Origin of the sequence: Streptosporangium saharense, from assembly GCF_014203715.1 — a bacterium.
GTDB classification, from domain to species: Bacteria; Actinomycetota; Actinomycetes; order Streptosporangiales; family Streptosporangiaceae; genus Streptosporangium; species Streptosporangium saharense.
In genome coordinates this window covers 373,342-388,245 of sequence record NZ_JACHJP010000001.1, presented here as the reverse complement: position 1 = coordinate 388,245, position 14,904 = coordinate 373,342, and the positions used below count along the sequence as shown (strand labels likewise).

At 70.2% G+C, this 14,904-nt stretch carries 12 protein-coding genes and 1 pseudogene; 6 read left to right on the top strand and 7 right to left on the bottom strand.

What is annotated here, in order from left to right; translation table 11 throughout:
- Positions 1-74: 74 nt before the first annotated feature.
- The 4 genes from FHS44_RS01900 to FHS44_RS01885 all read left to right on the top strand — a co-directional run bounded on the left by FHS44_RS01900 (position 75) and on the right by FHS44_RS01885 (position 4,027).
- Positions 75-1,067 (top strand): GlxA family transcriptional regulator, encoded by a 993-nt coding sequence (locus FHS44_RS01900; RefSeq protein ID WP_184712107.1) that lies wholly within the window; start codon positions 75-77, stop codon positions 1,065-1,067.
- Positions 1,068-1,116: 49 nt separating this feature from the next.
- A complete protein-coding gene (locus FHS44_RS01895) occupies positions 1,117-2,112 on the top strand; it encodes a hypothetical protein (RefSeq protein WP_184712106.1) in 996 nt (331 codons plus the stop codon).
- Between the two features lie 423 nt (positions 2,113-2,535).
- Positions 2,536-3,111: a pyridoxamine 5'-phosphate oxidase family protein gene (locus FHS44_RS01890; protein WP_184712105.1), complete on the top strand. Its 576-nt coding sequence runs from the start codon at positions 2,536-2,538 to the stop codon at positions 3,109-3,111.
- Between the two features lie 79 nt (positions 3,112-3,190).
- Positions 3,191-4,027 carry a metallophosphoesterase gene (locus FHS44_RS01885; RefSeq protein ID WP_184712104.1) on the top strand — a complete coding sequence of 279 codons (837 nt, stop codon included), beginning with the start codon at positions 3,191-3,193 and terminating at the stop codon, positions 4,025-4,027.
- On the opposite strand, the gene FHS44_RS01880 is transcribed toward FHS44_RS01885, so the two are convergent.
- Positions 3,999-4,718, bottom strand: a complete 720-nt coding sequence (locus FHS44_RS01880) for a GntR family transcriptional regulator (protein ID WP_184712103.1) — start codon at positions 4,716-4,718, stop codon at positions 3,999-4,001. The genes FHS44_RS01885 and FHS44_RS01880 overlap by 29 nt on opposite strands.
- 123 nt (positions 4,719-4,841) lie before the next feature.
- Between FHS44_RS01880 and FHS44_RS01875 the strand changes: the two genes are divergently transcribed.
- Together FHS44_RS01875 and FHS44_RS01870 are read left to right on the top strand one after the other, a co-directional pair.
- The gene (locus tag FHS44_RS01875; protein WP_184712102.1) at positions 4,842-5,651 is read left to right on the top strand and encodes a tyrosine-protein phosphatase; all 810 of its coding nucleotides are present in this window, start codon (positions 4,842-4,844) and stop codon (positions 5,649-5,651) included.
- A 73-nt stretch (positions 5,652-5,724) separates the two neighbouring features.
- Entirely contained in the window at positions 5,725-6,954 is a 1,230-nt protein-coding gene (locus FHS44_RS01870; RefSeq protein WP_184712101.1) for an MFS transporter, read from the top strand.
- A 22-nt stretch (positions 6,955-6,976) separates the two neighbouring features.
- On the opposite strand, the gene htpX is transcribed toward FHS44_RS01870, so the two are convergent.
- From htpX to FHS44_RS01840, 6 genes and pseudogenes are all read right to left on the bottom strand, one after another.
- The gene (gene htpX, locus FHS44_RS01865) at positions 6,977-7,828 is read right to left on the bottom strand and encodes a zinc metalloprotease HtpX (RefSeq protein ID WP_184712100.1); all 852 of its coding nucleotides are present in this window, start codon (positions 7,826-7,828) and stop codon (positions 6,977-6,979) included.
- 75 nt (positions 7,829-7,903) lie between these two features.
- Positions 7,904-9,955, bottom strand: coding sequence for an NADH-quinone oxidoreductase subunit N (locus FHS44_RS01860; protein WP_184712099.1), 2,052 nt, complete (start codon positions 9,953-9,955; stop codon positions 7,904-7,906).
- Positions 9,952-11,724 (bottom strand): complex I subunit 4 family protein, encoded by a 1,773-nt coding sequence (locus FHS44_RS01855; protein WP_184712098.1) that lies wholly within the window; start codon positions 11,722-11,724, stop codon positions 9,952-9,954. Before FHS44_RS01855 ends, FHS44_RS01860 begins: the two co-directional genes overlap by 4 nt.
- A 100-nt stretch (positions 11,725-11,824) precedes the next feature.
- Positions 11,825-13,912, bottom strand: coding sequence for an NADH-quinone oxidoreductase subunit L (locus FHS44_RS01850; RefSeq protein ID WP_184712097.1), 2,088 nt, complete (start codon positions 13,910-13,912; stop codon positions 11,825-11,827).
- A gap of 164 nt (positions 13,913-14,076) precedes the next feature.
- Positions 14,077-14,358, bottom strand: a pseudogene (nuoK, locus tag FHS44_RS42205) (NADH-quinone oxidoreductase subunit NuoK); the annotation flags it as partial.
- 1 nt (position 14,359) lies between these two features.
- Positions 14,360-14,896 carry an NADH-quinone oxidoreductase subunit J family protein gene (locus tag FHS44_RS01840; RefSeq protein WP_184712096.1) on the bottom strand — a complete coding sequence of 179 codons (537 nt, stop codon included), beginning with the start codon at positions 14,894-14,896 and terminating at the stop codon, positions 14,360-14,362.
- Positions 14,897-14,904: the final 8 nt, after the last annotated feature.

The following is a 14,904-nucleotide window of genomic DNA, read 5'->3' as shown; positions in this document are numbered from 1 at the left end:
TGGACACGGCGCAAGGATCCTCGCAGACAAAGCAAGCAACACACACGATGTACGCGGCGCAGGAATCATCACAAATGGAGCAAGCAACGCACGCGACGCACACCGTGCATGGACCTCACGCGCTTCACCGGGTGGTTGTGATCGTGGACGAGAACTCCAATCCCTTCGAGCTGGGGTGTGCGACCGAGGTCTTCGGGCTGCGCAGGCCCGAGCTCGGGCGTGATCTCTACGACTTCCGGCTGTGTTCTCCCGCGCCTCGTACGGCGATGCGGGACGGATTCTTCACGCTCACGGGCGTCGCGGGTCTCGACGCGGCCGAGACGGCGGACACGTTGATCGTTCCCAACCGTCCTGACGTCGAGGTGCCCCGGCGGCCCGCCGTACTCGCGGCTATTCGGCGGGCGCACGCGCGGGGTGCCCGGTTGGTGGGGTTCTGCAGCGGTGCCTTCACCCTGGCCGAGGCCGGGGTGCTCGACGGGCGGCGGGCCACGGCGCACTGGCAGTGGGCGGACTCCTTCCGGGCCCGGTTCCCGGCCGTACGGCTGGAGACAGATGTGTTGTTCGTGGATGACGGCGACATTCTGACGGCCGCGGGGAGCGCCGCGGCGCTCGATCTCGGTCTGTACATCGTCCGCCTCGACCATGGCGCGGAGGTCGCCAACTCCGTGAGCAGGCGGCTCGTCTTCGCCGCGCATCGCGACGGCGGGCAGCGGCAGTTCGTGGAACGGCCGGTGCCCGATGTGCCGGACGAATCCCTCGCTCCCGTTCTGGCCTGGGCGCAGGAACGGTTGGATAGCACGCTCGCGGTGTCGGACCTCGCGGCACGGGCCTCGGTCAGCCAGGCGACACTACATCGCCGGTTCCGGGCACAGTTGGGTACTACACCACTGGCCTGGCTCACCGGAGAGCGGCTCGCGCTGGCGTGCCGGTTGATCGAGCGTGGTGAGGCGCGGTTCGAGGTGGTCGCGCGGCGCAGCGGGCTGGGCACCGCCGCCAACCTTCGCGCGCTGATGCGCCGCAGGATCGGACTCACCCCGTTGGAGTACCGCAACCGGTGGTGTGGCTGAACCTTTCGTCCGGGCGAGGCATCTACCCGGGTGACGAAAGGAAGATGTGATGTCCTCGCTCCGCGGCTTGGCCGTACTCGCACTCGCCACCCTGGTGGCCACCACCGTGACCGTTTCACCGGCGGAGGCCAGGACGGCCGATCCGGTGAGATACGCGTGGATCAAGAGCTGCGCCAAGGGAGACCGTACGGTTCCCTGTGGGAAGTGGACGCTGACGTTGCGTAGCGGTAGGACCGTCAAGCTCGACGACGCGCGGGTCAACCCCCGAAGGCCCAACGGCACCGTGGACAGGGAGGCGGGCACGACCTTCGCGGTCAGCGGGGACGGCCGGGTCGTGAACTACCTCAAGGGGGACATCCTCGTCGTCCGTGACGTCGCCAGTGGGAAGGTCACCCCGCTGCCGGGGCGGGCGGCGACGCTCCCCAGGGGGCTCGACCAGGCCAGTCTGGACACCGTGCTCTCCGAGGACGGCTCGGCCGTCGTGGTCGACTATCTCGACGACTCCGAGCACCTGCCGTCCCTGCTCGTCGATCTCCGGAGCGGCAAGATCGCCACGCTTCCATCGAAGATCAACATGCTGGGATTCAGCCCGGACGGACGGCACCTGCTCGTCAGCCGTTACACCGACGACAGCACCACCGAGTTCGCGGTCTTCGACGGTGGCGGCCGGGTGACCGCGAGCCGGGTCGTGCCGCAGATCGTGGCCAACAACTCGCCGGTCGCACTGGCGAACGACGGGACCACGACGGCGTTCGTCGTCACCGGGGCGCTGACGAAGAAGGCCCGGTTGCACACCTACAGCCTGGCGTCGGACAGGGTCTCGGCGGCGGTGCCGCTCGGCATATCGGTCAACGACGGCGCGCAGCGGCTCTCCTGGGACTCGGCGGGCACGCTCACGCTCTGGACCGGCTTCACCGAGGGACACGGAGGTCAGGTCACCTCGGCGGCGAAGCGCACGGTGAACGCGAGGACCGGCGCCGTCCGCGTGGTGGACTCCTTCCCGATCAGGAACGCCCCGTGGAGCTGGTGGCTACCCGGGGAGTGACCCACCCCAGGCGATTCATGGGGTGTTCCCGGTGTCTCCGCGAATGTCCCTGTCCGACCGACGCGAAAGGCCCGACTGACCAGAAACGGTCGCGGCGCCAGCCGATCCCACGAGTGGCCCCGACCGACACGAACGGTCCCGACGAGCATCCCCAGCCGATCCACGTGGATAACCCGGCGCCCCACGAGTGTCCCCGCCTGACTGACGCCAACGCCCCAACGCGTACGAGCATCCCGGCTGATCCACACGGATACCTTCGGCGCCCCATGAGTGCCCCCGACTGACCTGCACGAACGCTCGGCACATGCGAACATCCCGATGACCAGCACGAATGCCCCCACGAGTGCCCCGGCTGACCAGTGCGAACGATTCCGGCACCCCCGCGAACGAGCCTGACGAACGACGAGGACATATCTTCTTTTTATGGGGAAAGTCCATGAAAGGATCAACGACCGGTTGCGCAAGTTCATCGAGGCGCAGCCGGTCTTCTTCGTCGCCACCGCCCCTGAGCAGGGTGGTCACGTCAACGTCTCCCCCAAGGGATACGCCGACACCTTCCGCGTGATCGACGACATGAGCGTGGCCTATCTCGACCTGGACGGCAGCGGCGTGGAGACCATCGCCCATCTCCGCCAGAACGGGCGCATCACGATCATGTTCTGCGCGTTCTCCGGTCCCCCCAACATCCTGCGGCTGTACGGCACGGGCCGGGTCGTCACCCCCGGTGAGGACGAGTTTCCCGAGTTGCTCGCGAGGTTCGGGCCGCATCCCGGTGTCCGGTCCATCATCGTCGTCGAGTGCGAGCGGATCGCCGACTCCTGTGGCTTCTCGGTGCCGTTCATGTCGTTCGACAAGGACCGGACGCTGCTCGACGAGTGGGCCGAGCGCAAGGACGTCCAACAGCGCCGTACCTACCGGGCGAAGAACAACCGGGAGAGCATCGACGGCATCGCGGGCCTGGCCGCCGAGGAGACGGACCCGGTCACCCAGCGTTCCTGACCGGCGCGCCGCGAGCCGTACGGCCGCAATTCATATAGATGACCGGTCACGTTCAGTGGCGTGGACGACGGTTGTGGTCATGGCGAACCGTTACACCCTCATCCATCTCACCGACGTCCACGCCGTCGCCGACGGCCTGCTCCACGGCTGCGTCGACTCGACCGCCGAGTTCGGGAACGCGCTGGACACCGTGGTCGCGGCGGGGCAGACCGTTGACGCGATCGTCCTGTCCGGCGACATCGCGGACCAGGGGGACGAACCCTCCTACCGGCTGGTCGCGCGGGCGCTGGAGAAGGCAGCCGGTGACCTCGGCGCGGCCGTCGTGGTCGCGATGGGCAACCACGATGAACGGGGCGCGTTCCGGTCCGCACTCGTTGGTGATCGAAAAGGCGGTGAGCCGTACGACGTGGTGAGTTGGGTCGGTGGGCTGCGGATCGTGACGTTGGACAGCACCGTGCCGGGCGAGCACCACGGTGAGCTGTCCGATGACCAGTTGGAGTGGCTGGCCTCGGTGCTGGCCGAGCCCGCGCCTGACGGGAGCGTGCTGGTGCTGCACCATCCGCCCATCCCCAGCGTGCTGCCGCTGATGGACGGGATCGGGCTGCGCGAGCCGGAGAGGCTGGCGCGGACGCTGGCCGGTTCCGACGTGCGGATCATCCTCGCCGGGCACACCCACAGCGCGACCGCGGGCACGCTGGCGGGCATCCCCGTCTGGGTTGGTCCCGGTGGTGCCTACGCCGCCGACACCATGGCGCCCGCGGGCAGGACCAGGGGCATACCGTCACAGGCGTTCAGCCGGGTGGACCTCACCGGGGACGGCGTGATCACCACGGTCGTCCCGATGTCGTCGGCTCCCCCGGTCTACGAGCTGGACACCGAGGTGCTGCTCAGTCACCTGGCCGGTCATAGCGGGTGACGAAGGAGATCAGGTCCGCCCTGCAGCGCCGTTCGACGTGGCACAGGGGCTCGTCACCGTGCATGACAAGCCCCTCACGCACCAGTACGGCGGCGCCCGCGTCGAGCGCGAGGGCGGACTGGTCGGCGAGATCGGCGAGGTCGGCAGAGATCGCGTGCCAGGTGTAGCGGTAGGAGATCCCGCCCGCCTCCAGCGAGCCGAGCACGCCGAGATCGGGGTCGCAGACCAGGTCAGCGTATTCAGGGGGGAGCCGGTAGCGGCTCAGCACGCACGGCGACCCCTCCGACCTGAGCAGGGTGGTGATCTCGTAGACCTCCTCGCCCGCCACCCTCAGGTGCCGCGCCCCCGCCGGATGCTCGACGAGCGCCCGGCCGAGGATCTCCTCTCCCCCGGCGAAGACGGTCGCCAGCCCCTCAAGATCGACCCGCCGGTGCCTGCGGGTCACCGGGTCGATGGACACCTCAATCCGACGCTGGACACGCCTGACGAAGCTCCCCAGACCATGCCGTGTCTCGACAAGTCCCGCTCTGCGCAACTCGACCATGGCCTGCCGCGCGGTGAGGCGGTGCACACCGAACCGTTCGGCGAGCGCGTCCTCGGTCGGCAGGCGCTCACCGGGGGGCAGCTCACCGGACTCGATGCGCCGTCCGAGCTCGCGGGCGATCGCGCGGTAGCGGGCTTCTCTGGACATCTGGACAACTGTACGGCTCCCGCGACCTCGGCCCCGCCGATGATCCGGGGATTGCCCGGCCGTTCATCCCAGGTCCATCTTTCCGTCGCGTTCACGCAGGTCAGACAGTCATATATATGACTCATGCCGCTCTTGAACCTCCGTGACGTCGCAGAGGGAACTCCCCTTCGCACCGGAATGCTGCTGCGCTCGGCGCAGCCCCACCGGCTGACCGCCGCCGACACCGACCGGCTCGCTGACCTGCTCGGCGGGTCACTCGAAGGGCTACGGCTCGTCGCGGACCTGCGGAGCGAGGCCGAACGCGCCGGAGACGACTGGACCCTCCTGACCGACCACGGCGTCAGGGTCACCCGCCTCGGCACCTCGGGCTCCCCCGCCGACCTGTCCGCGCTGCCGCCGGGGATCGACCTCGGTGACCTCTACGTGCTGATGCTCGACCACCGGACCGCCTGGTTCGCCTCCGTCGTGGCGGAGATCGCCGACGGGCTGCCGGCGCTGGTGCACTGCGCGGCGGGCAAGGACCGTACCGGCCTGGTCGTGGCCCTGGTTCTCGACCTGGTCGGGGTGGAACATGAAGTGATCGTCCGCGACTACGCCGCGACCGCCACACACCTCCCCCAGATCATCACGATGCTCGGCCTGACCGCCTCTTCGCCAGCGGAAGCCGTCCCCTCGGCGGAAGCCGTTCCTACGGGAGCCGTCCCCTTGGGTGCCGTTCCTGCTGAAGCCGTCCTCATGACAACCGCTCCTTCGACGGCGGAGGCCGTTCCCGCGATGGTCGGGGCCATCTCCGGGTTGCTCGATGCTCCCGAAGCCGCCATCCGTACCTTTCTCGCTGCCCTCGACGCCCGTGGGGGTGCCGAACGGCTGCTCACCGCCCACGGTCTGACCGTGGGCCACGTCCAGCGGCTGCGTGCCGCCCTCGTCGGCTGATCCGGAGACAACCGTGTCCCTCACCTTTCCCCACGAAACCGGCACGCCCCATGGAACCGGCACCTCTCGGCGTGTGCCGAGGCGCGGGCTGGTCGCGGCCATCGGCATGGCCGAACTCTTCTACGCGGCGGCCGGAGCGCTGCCGCTGATCCTCGGTCTCGGCCTCAAGGTCCAGGAGATCGCGCCCGCCAACAAGGAGGCCATGCTCGGGTTCGTCGCCGCGCTCGGTGGCGTGGCCACCGTGATCTCCAACCCGCTCAGCGGCCATCTGTCCGATCGCACCACCAGCCGGTACGGCATGCGCAGGCCGTGGATCCTGGGCGGTTCCCTGCTCGGCCTGGCCGGATTGCTCCTCCTGGCGCTCGCCGGGTCGATCGCGCTCGTGGCGGTTGGCTGGATGGTCGCGGTCACCGGCTATCAGGCCATGGTCGCCGGGCTGACCGCGACGGTCGTCGACCAGTTTCCCGCCGAACGCCGCGTCCGGGTGGCTGGGGTGTTCTCGATGTGCAACATGCTCGGGGTCGTCCCGGCGATGGTGCTGTCCCAGGTGTTCAAGGGAGAGTTGCTGCTGCAGTTCACGATCTGCGGCGGGCTCGCCGTGACGGCGGCGGGTGTGCTCTGCGCGTTGCTGCCCGACCGTCGTCTCGACCCGGCCGAGCGGCGGCCGGTGAACGTCAGAAGCCTCGCCTCGGCGCTGCTCGTGCTGCCCCGGCACGCCCGTGACTACCGGCTGCTGTGGGTGCAGCGGCTGCTCGTCAGCATCGGTTTCGCGCTGATCTCGTCCTACTCGCTCTACTACCTGCAGAGCCGTATCGGCATGCCGACCGCGGAAGCCGTCGCGCTGGTCGGGCTGACCACCATCGCCAGCACCCTGTTGTCCGGACTTTTCGCCTATCTCGGTGGCCGCTGGTCGGCCAGGATCGGCAGGGGCCGTCCGTTCGTCCTGTGGGCGACGGCGATCCTGGGCGTGACGCTGCTGCTGAAGGCCACGACCGCCAGCGTCGGCGTGGTGATCGCCGTAGCGGTCATCAGCGGCGCCGCCACCGGCGTCTACTACGCCGTCGATCTCGGCCTGGTCACCCAGGTGCTTCCCGACGAACGGGACGCGGGCCGTTATCTCGGGGCCTTCGCGATGGCCAAGCACCTGCCCAGCGCGGTGGCCCCCGCACTGGCGCCGGTCCTGCTCGGCCTGGGATCCGACCCCTTCGCCGAGGGACCGAACTACTTCGTGCTCTTCTCCGCCTGCGGCCTGCTGACCCTGGCCGCCGCCCCGCTGGTCAGCCTGCTACGGAACGTACGGTGACCAGCGGGCTGCCGCCGATCTCTCAGCGGCGGTAGCCCGCCATCCGCTCCAGGCGGGCGACGCGCTCGGCGGTCGGCGGGTGGGTGGAGAACAGCCTGCCGATGCCCGCGCCCCGGAAGGGGTTGGCGATCATGAGGTGGGAGGCCGAGGCGAGGCGGGCGTTCTCCGGAAGGGGAAGCTGCCGGGCGCCCATCTCGATCTTCCGCAGCGCCGAGGCCAGGGCCAGTGGGTCGCCGGTCAGCCGGGCCCCCGACTCGTCCGCCTGGTACTCCCGGGAGCGGGAAACGGCCATCTGGACCATCCCCGCGGCGACCGGACCGAGCACGATCATGAGCAGCGCGCCAAGGAAGCCGGGGCCCTCGTCGTCGTCTCCCCCACCGAAGAGCAGCCCGACGTATCCGAGGTAGGTGATCATCGTGGCGAGCGCCCCGGCCACGGAGGAGATCAGGATGTCGCGGTTGTAGACGTGAGACAGCTCGTGCCCGATGACCCCGCGAAGCTCGGACTCGTCGAGCAACTGGGTGATGCCGTAGGTCACGCAGACCGCGGCGTTCCGGGGGTTGCGGCCGGTGGCGAAGGCGTTGGGCTGCATGGTCGGCGAGACGTACAGCCTGGGCATCGGCTGCCGGGCCTCGGTGGACAGCTCACGCACGATCCGGTACAGAGTGGGCTGCTCGACCTCGCTCACCGGGCGGGCCCGCATGGCGGACAGCGCGATCCTGTCGGAGAAGAAATAGGCGACACCGTTGGTCAGCAGGGCGGCCAGAACCGCGATCTGCAGGCCGGCGCCACCGCCCAGCCACGCCCCGACGGCGATGATCGTCGCGGACAGTGCGCCAAGGAGGACGGCGGTACGCAGACCGTTGTGGTGCACTACACCCCCCTTGTCGGTTGATGTCGATTCACCCTCTCCAACGTCCCCGGCCTGGCCGAACGTTCCCGGAAACGCTCACCTCCCGATGCCGACGACACCGGGGAGGAAGTCGAGCACCACCTGCGGCGCGACCGAGAACAACAGGGCCACGAACGCGGTCACCCCGATCGCGACCGCGACCGGCATCCACCCCGCTCTCCATCCGGTACGGCTCCCGCCCCCGTCCGCGTCTTCCACCAAAGCCGCCGGAGCAGCCGGGGCCGTCGGAGCTGCTGGGGCCGCTGGGGCCGTGATGTCAGGTGTGCCTGGAACCTGGCCGGGAGCGGGGCTTCCCTGATCAGGGACGCCCTCACGGCCAGAGGACGTCTCGGGGGCAGCGCGTCCCACGTCCTCGTGCCCCGAAGAGGCTCCGGGAACGGCATGGCCCGTGATCCCCCGCTCTGACGAGACCGCCGGTACGGCCCGGGCCGCGTCGTCTTCTCGAACTTCTCTGCGGTCCGGCCCTGGAGCGGCCTTTCCGGCCGCCCGGCCCGGGGCCGGGGTGAGGATCCGCACCGCCCAGGCCACGTAGTAGTAGAGGCCGATGACCGTGTTGACCGCCATCACCACGGCCAGCCATCCAACGCCGCCGACGACCAGCTCCCGGAACACCACGATCTTGGCGAACAGGCCCACCAGCCCCGGCGGCAGGCCCGCCAGGCAGAGCAGGAAGAACACCAACGCCAGCCCCGCGGCCGGGTTGCGGAAGGCGAGTCCCCGATAGTCGTCCAGCTCGTTGCGCGCGGCACGCCGCGAGACCAGCATGACCACCGCGAACGCCCCGAGGTTCATCGCCGCGTAGAACACCAGGTAGGCGATCGACGCGCTCGTCGCCTCTTCGTCGCGGACACCGAGCGGGGCCAGGATGTATCCCGACTGCGCCACCGAGGACCAGGCGAGCAGCCGTACGGCATGGCGTTGTCGCAGGGCCAGGAGGTTGCCGACCGTCATGGTCAGCGCCGCGATGATCGCCACCAGTGGGACCCAGGTGCCCGACTCGCTCCCCAGGGCCGTCACGAGGATGAGGATCAGCCCGGCGAACCCGGCCGCCTTGGAGATCACCGAGAGCAGCGCGGCGACCGGCACCGGGGCTCCCTGGTAGACGTCGCCCGCCCAGGCGTGGAACGGCACCGCGGCCACCTTGAAGGCGAACCCGGCCAGCACCAGGACGATGGCCACGGTCACCACGGACGACAGGTCCGGGGGCGGCGAGTCGTAGACGATGTGGAGCGAGGAGACGTATCCCTCGGTGACATCGGCGGCCCCGGCCGCCTGGGGCAACGCCGTACCGGCCGCCTGGCCTGGACCGGGGGCGGCGGGAACGGCAGCACGTTCGCGCAGGACCTGGGCCAGCCGGTCGAGGTGGACGGTTCCCGTCACGCCGTACAGCAGGGAGATGCCGAAGAGCGTCACCGCCGTCGAGACCACGGAGACCAGGAAGAGCTTGACCGCCGCCTCGGAGGCCCGGCCGTCGTGGCGTCTGAGCCCGGTGAGCGCGAAGACCGGCAGCGAGACCAGCTCAAGCGCGACGACCAGCATGATCAGGTCTCGGGAGGCGGGCAGGGCGACGGCACCGGTGAGCGTGCACAGCAGCAGGAAGTGCCACTCGCCGACGGGGATCTCGCCGGAGGCGAGCAGGGTCATGGACAGCAGCACCACGACGACCCCGGCGACCAGGACGAGTCCCGCGAAGATCAGGGTGAAGTCGTCGACCACGAACGAGCACGACGGCGCGCTCACCGCCCCTGGCCCAGGGGCGACCGCGGCCGTTCCGGTGAGGGTCTGGGTCACCTGCTCGACGCCCGGTGGGGCGGCCGGTGACACGGCCGGGATGCCCCTGGTGGGGGCGGTCAGGCTCTCGGGCACGCAGAAGGTCCGGATGGCCTCCCCTGAGCGCGACGCCTGCGCGATCACGAAGCCGAGGGCCACGAGCACCCCGGCCAGCGTGACCGCGCCGAGCGCCGGCCTGACGTACGGCCTGCGCGGCAGGAAGGCATCCAGGAGCAGCACCAGCCCGGCGGCCAGCGCCAGGACCAGCGGTGGCGCCACCGCGAAGTAGTCGATCGACTGGACCACCGACTGGATCATGGCGCCCCCAGCAGGCCGTGGACCACCGGATCGGTGAGGGACAGCAGTGCCTTCGGCCACAGACCGAACAGCAGGATCAGCACGACCAACGGCACCCAGGCGGCCAACTCGTGGGGGGTCACGTCCCGCACACGCCCGCCCCTGGCACGCCCGCCGCCCCCGGAGCTGTCTGAACCTCTGGCGCCTTCGGTATCCCGCCTGGCCATGGCGCCTCCGGTGTCGTCCACGACCGCCGTGTCCACCGGGCCGCTGTCTTCGCCGCCTGCCATGGTCTCCTCGACCACCTGTTCGGCGTCCGCCGTGACCTTCTCCGTCACCCGCTCCGCAGCCGCCACGGCTTCCCGAGTCTCTGCCGGTCCCACCGCGGCGAGCAGCGGGGCGTGGACGGTCTCGGTCGGACGGCCGTGGGTGACCCGGGACAGCATGACCAGGAAGTAGGCCGCGGTCAGGACGGTGCCGATCCCTCCGAGGACCATGAAGGTCAGGAAGAGCGGCCGGGACAGCCCCGGCGCCGGGTCGAAGGCACCGAGAAGCGCGAGCATCTCCCCCCAGAAGCCCGCCAGGCCGGGCAGGCCGAGGGAGGCGACGCAGGCGAAGGTGAGCAGGGACGCCAGGTGCGGCAGGCGCGCCAGCATGCCACCGCCGAGCGCCGGGATGTCGGCGGTGCCGTAGCGCTCCTTGATCCCTCCGACGACGAAGAAGAGCAGTGCGGTGATCAGGCCGTGGGCGATGTTGCCGAAGAGAGCGGCGTTGAGCCCGACCGGGGTGAGCGTGGCGAAGCCCAGGAGCACGAAGCCCATGTGGCCTATCGAGGAGTAGGCGATCATCCGTTTGAGATCGCGCTGGGCCAGACAGGCCAGGCAGCCGTAGACGATGCCGATCACGGCGAACGCGCCGAGCCAGGGGGCGACGGCCGCGGCCCCCTCGGGCAGGATCGGGATGGCGATACGGGCGAAGCCGTAGGTGCCCATCTTCAGCAGCACACCCGCCAGGAGCACCGAGCCGACGGTCGGCGCCTCGGTGTGGGCGGCGGGCAGCCAGGTGTGCAGCGGCCACATCGGGGTCTTGACGGCGAGTCCGACGCCGATGGCGACGAAGGCGAGGGTCTGCGCGGAGCGGGGCATGCCCGCCCCGTGCGCCGAGGCGAGGGCGACCATGTCCAGCGTGCCGGTCCGCGCCCAGACGAACAGCAGGCCGATCAGGAGGACGACCGAACCGAGCAGCGTGTAGAGGATGAACTTGTTCGCCGCCGCCCGACGGGCGTGACCGCCCCAGATGGCGATCACGAAGTACATCGGGATCAGGACGACCTCGAAGAACACGAAGAACAGCAGCAGGTCGAGCGCGAGGAAGGTGCCGACCACGCCGACTTCGAGGAGCAGGAGCGTGAACACCAGGGCCCTGGGCCGTCCTGGCCCCAACTCGCCTCGCGGCAGCCGGTCCGGCCCGTTGCCGCCCTCCCGGCACATGTAGACGAAGCACAGGAACGTCAGCAGCGTGGTCAGCACGACCAGCGGCAGGGAGACGCCGTCGACACCGAGGTGGAATCTCAGGTTCAGCCAGGGCACCCAGGCCAGATCGGTCACCAGGCGCATGCCGACCGCACCGTCGGAGCCGTACGCGACGGCGGCCACCAGCGAGAGCGCGAACGTGACCCCGGAGACGGTCAGGGCGTGCGCCCTGAGCAGTCGCCCCTTCCCGTACGGCACGAGCAGCATCAGGGCTCCGGCCAACGGAACCACGAGCAACGCCACCAGCACCCAGCTCATGATCCGATCACCCCGTCTCGCGCCGGAGTCGTGCCCCGCACACCGTCCGGGCCGTCACCGGGGCGGGGGGAGACGCCGGGCCGGTCTCGGGAGTCGTGGGTCATCCGAGGACCACCGCCCCCACTGCGAGGAGGAGGACGCCTGCCAGGACGGCGGTGACGTAGAGCTGGGCATTGCCGTTCTGGGTCAGCCTGACCAGGCCGGACAGGCTCAGGGTCGCCCTGCCCGAGCCGCGCACGGCGCCGTCGATCACCCGGTCGTCGGTGCGGGCGACCAGGCGGGCCAGGTGGAGCACGGGCAGGACGAACAGTGCGCGGTAGAGGGAGTCGACGTAGAAGGCCCGTTCGAGCGGCACGCGGAAAGGGCCGAGCACCCGGGCGGGGTCAGCCAGGGGGGCGCCGCGCCAGACGACGTAGACCACCGCGGCCCCGAGCAGCGCCAGCAGGACGCTGAGGGCGGCGGTGCCCCAGTGGACGTCGGCGGCGCCCGCGAAACCGACGCCCGTGAAACCGAGGAGCAGGGTGGGCACCGCGAGCACGATGACCGGCCAGAGCATGGTCGCCGGAGCCTCCCGGAGGCCACCGGTACGCGAGGGGGCGGACCCGAACAGGTCGGTGTGCGGGGTGGTGGGTTCGGGCGAGTCGGTGTGCGCGGTCACGGAAGGGCCGGTATGCGGGGTGGCCAGTTCGGAAAGGCCGGCGCGTGGGCTGGCGGGTTCGGGCGCGTCGGTGTGCGGGGTCGTGGACTCGGGGAAGCCGGGCGTGGTCGCGGACTTCGCAAGGCCGGTGTGGGGGGTGGCGGACTCGGGGAGGGGGACGGCTCGGCGTTCGCCGAAGAAGGTTCGTAGCCATGCCCGGGTCGCGTAGGCGCCGGTCACCGCGACCGTGGCCAGGGCGCAGCCGTACAGCAGGAGGGCGGCGGCGTCGGTGAGCGGTCCCGCGGCCAGGGCGCGCTCCATGGAGACCAGCACCTCGTCCTTGCTGAAGAAGCCGCTGACCGGGGGCAGGCCCATCAGGGCGGCGAAGCCGACGGTCATCGTGACGAAGGTGATGGGGAGCCTCCCGCGCAGGCCGCCCATCGCGCTCATCAGGTTGGAGCCGACCGTGTGGATGACGATTCCCGCGCACAGGAAGAGCAGGGCCTTGAAGGCGCCGTGCGTGATCAGGTGGAGGATCGCGGCGCCGTCCGCCCCTGCGGCCAGGGCACCCGCCATGTAGGCGAGCTGGCTGATCGTGGAGTAGGCCAGGACCCGTTTCAGGTCGTCCTGCGCCAGGGCGGCCAGGGCGGCGCCGAGCATGCCGAGTGCGGCGGCCACGGCGAGCACGTCCAGGGTGGGACCCGCCCCGGCGAAGACCGGGTGGAGGCGGGCGACGAGGAAGATGCCCGCCGCGACCATGGTGGCGGCGTGGATGAGGGCGCTGATGGGGGTCGGACCCGCCATGGCGTCGGGGAGCCAGGTGTGCAGCGGCACCTGGGCGCTCTTTCCCGCGACCCCGGCGAGCAGCAGCAGGGTCGCGGTGACGACCGTGCCCGAGGACATCTGCGGGACCTGCGAGATGACGTCGGCGATCCGGAAGCTCCCGGCCGCCATGCCGAGGACGAAGATCCCGAACAGGAAACCGACGTCACCGATCCTGGTGACCAGGAACGCCTTGACCGCGGCCCGGGAGTTGGCGCGGTCTTCCCACCAGTGGCCGATCAGCAGGTAGGAGCACAGGCCCATGACCTCCCAGCCGACGTAGAGGACGAGGAGGTCGGCGGCGTGGACGACCAGGAGCATGGCGCTGGTGAACAGGCTGATGAAGGCGCTGTAGGACGGGTAACGCCGGTCTCCCGCGAGGTAACCCACCGAGTAGACCTGCACGGCCAGCGCGACCACGGTCACCAGCACCGCGACCGAGGCGGCGAGGGGGTCCACGAGCAGGCCGACCGAGATCGGCAGCGAGCCCGTGGGGATGACGTCGAGCGTGCCCGTGGACACGCCGGTGCCGGTCAGGCTGACGTAGGCCGTCCAGAGGGCGAGCAGCATGGAGAGGACGGCGGGGACGATCGCGATCAGGGCGGCCCTGCGGTTGGCGGCCAGGTCGGCGGCACCACCCCGGGCGCCCCGGGGGAACCTGGAGCCCAGCAGGCCGGCGACGGCGGCGAGGAAGGGCAGCAGGATGACGGCGGCGGTTACGGCGATCACGGCGTGGCCTCCGGGGTGTCGTCCCGGCCCGGTGGACGGGTGGGGCCCGTGGCGGCGGACGCCCGGCTGGCCTGCCCGGCTGTCTCCTCGGTCGCGTTCTCGGGGAGGTGGTCGTCCGCGTCCTCAGGAGATGGGACGGGGAACTCGGCCAGGGCGCGGAGACGGTCGAGGTCGACGGTCGCGCGATTGCGGTAGAGGGCGAGGATGATCGCCAGGCCCAGACCAACCTCCGCCGCGGCGATCACGATGACGAACAGCGTGAGCACCTGGCCGCTGTGCAACCGGTCACGCAGCCACACGTCGAACACGACGAGGTTGAGGTTGACCGCGTTGAGCATCAGCTCGACCGACATCAGGACGAGGATCGTGTTGCGGCGGGCGAGCACGCCGTACACACCGATGGAGAACAGCAGCGCGGAGACGACCGCCGGATAGACGACGTGCACGTCATCTCCTCCCGCGGATGTCGGTGCGGGACAGGACGATGGCGCCGACGAGGGCGGCCAGCAGCAGGACCGAGAGCACCTCGAAGGGGAGCACCCAGGTGCGGAAGACGCTGGAGCCGATCTCTCTGGCGGACCCGCCGCCCGGTTCGAGAGGGGCGTAGGCAGTGCGGAAGCCGTCGATGACCACGGTGACCAGCACGATCGCGGTGGCCGTCGCCACGACGGCGGCGACGGGCCGGTTGCGGCTGTCGAGATCGGCGGCTCTGCCGATCGGGGCGCGGGTGAGCATGATGCCGAACAACAGCAGGACCACGACCGCGCCGACGTAGATCAGCACCTGGACCCACGCGACGAACTCGGCGGTCAGGACGAGATAGCACCCGGCGAGGGCGCCGAGACAGACGACCAGCCACAGGGCGGCGTGGACGAGCTGCCTGGTGGTCACCACGAGCAGCGCCGCCCCGACCGCCACGACGCCGAGCAGCAGGAAGACGATCTCCTGCCCCGTCGGTGACAGGTAGGACGGCACGTCGGTCACATCTCCTC

Coding starts and splice junctions, on each gene's coding strand:
- FHS44_RS01900 (WP_184712107.1), top strand. CDS start 75: ATGGAGCAAGCAACGCACGCGACGCACACCGTGCATGGACCTCACGCG.
- FHS44_RS01895 (WP_184712106.1), top strand. CDS start 1,117: ATGTCCTCGCTCCGCGGCTTGGCCGTACTCGCACTCGCCACCCTGGTG.
- FHS44_RS01890 (WP_184712105.1), top strand. CDS start 2,536: ATGGGGAAAGTCCATGAAAGGATCAACGACCGGTTGCGCAAGTTCATC.
- FHS44_RS01885 (WP_184712104.1), top strand. CDS start 3,191: ATGGCGAACCGTTACACCCTCATCCATCTCACCGACGTCCACGCCGTC.
- FHS44_RS01880 (WP_184712103.1), bottom strand. CDS start 4,718: ATGTCCAGAGAAGCCCGCTACCGCGCGATCGCCCGCGAGCTCGGACGG.
- FHS44_RS01875 (WP_184712102.1), top strand. CDS start 4,842: ATGCCGCTCTTGAACCTCCGTGACGTCGCAGAGGGAACTCCCCTTCGC.
- FHS44_RS01860 (WP_184712099.1), bottom strand. CDS start 9,955: ATGATCCAGTCGGTGGTCCAGTCGATCGACTACTTCGCGGTGGCGCCA.
- FHS44_RS01855 (WP_184712098.1), bottom strand. CDS start 11,724: ATGAGCTGGGTGCTGGTGGCGTTGCTCGTGGTTCCGTTGGCCGGAGCC.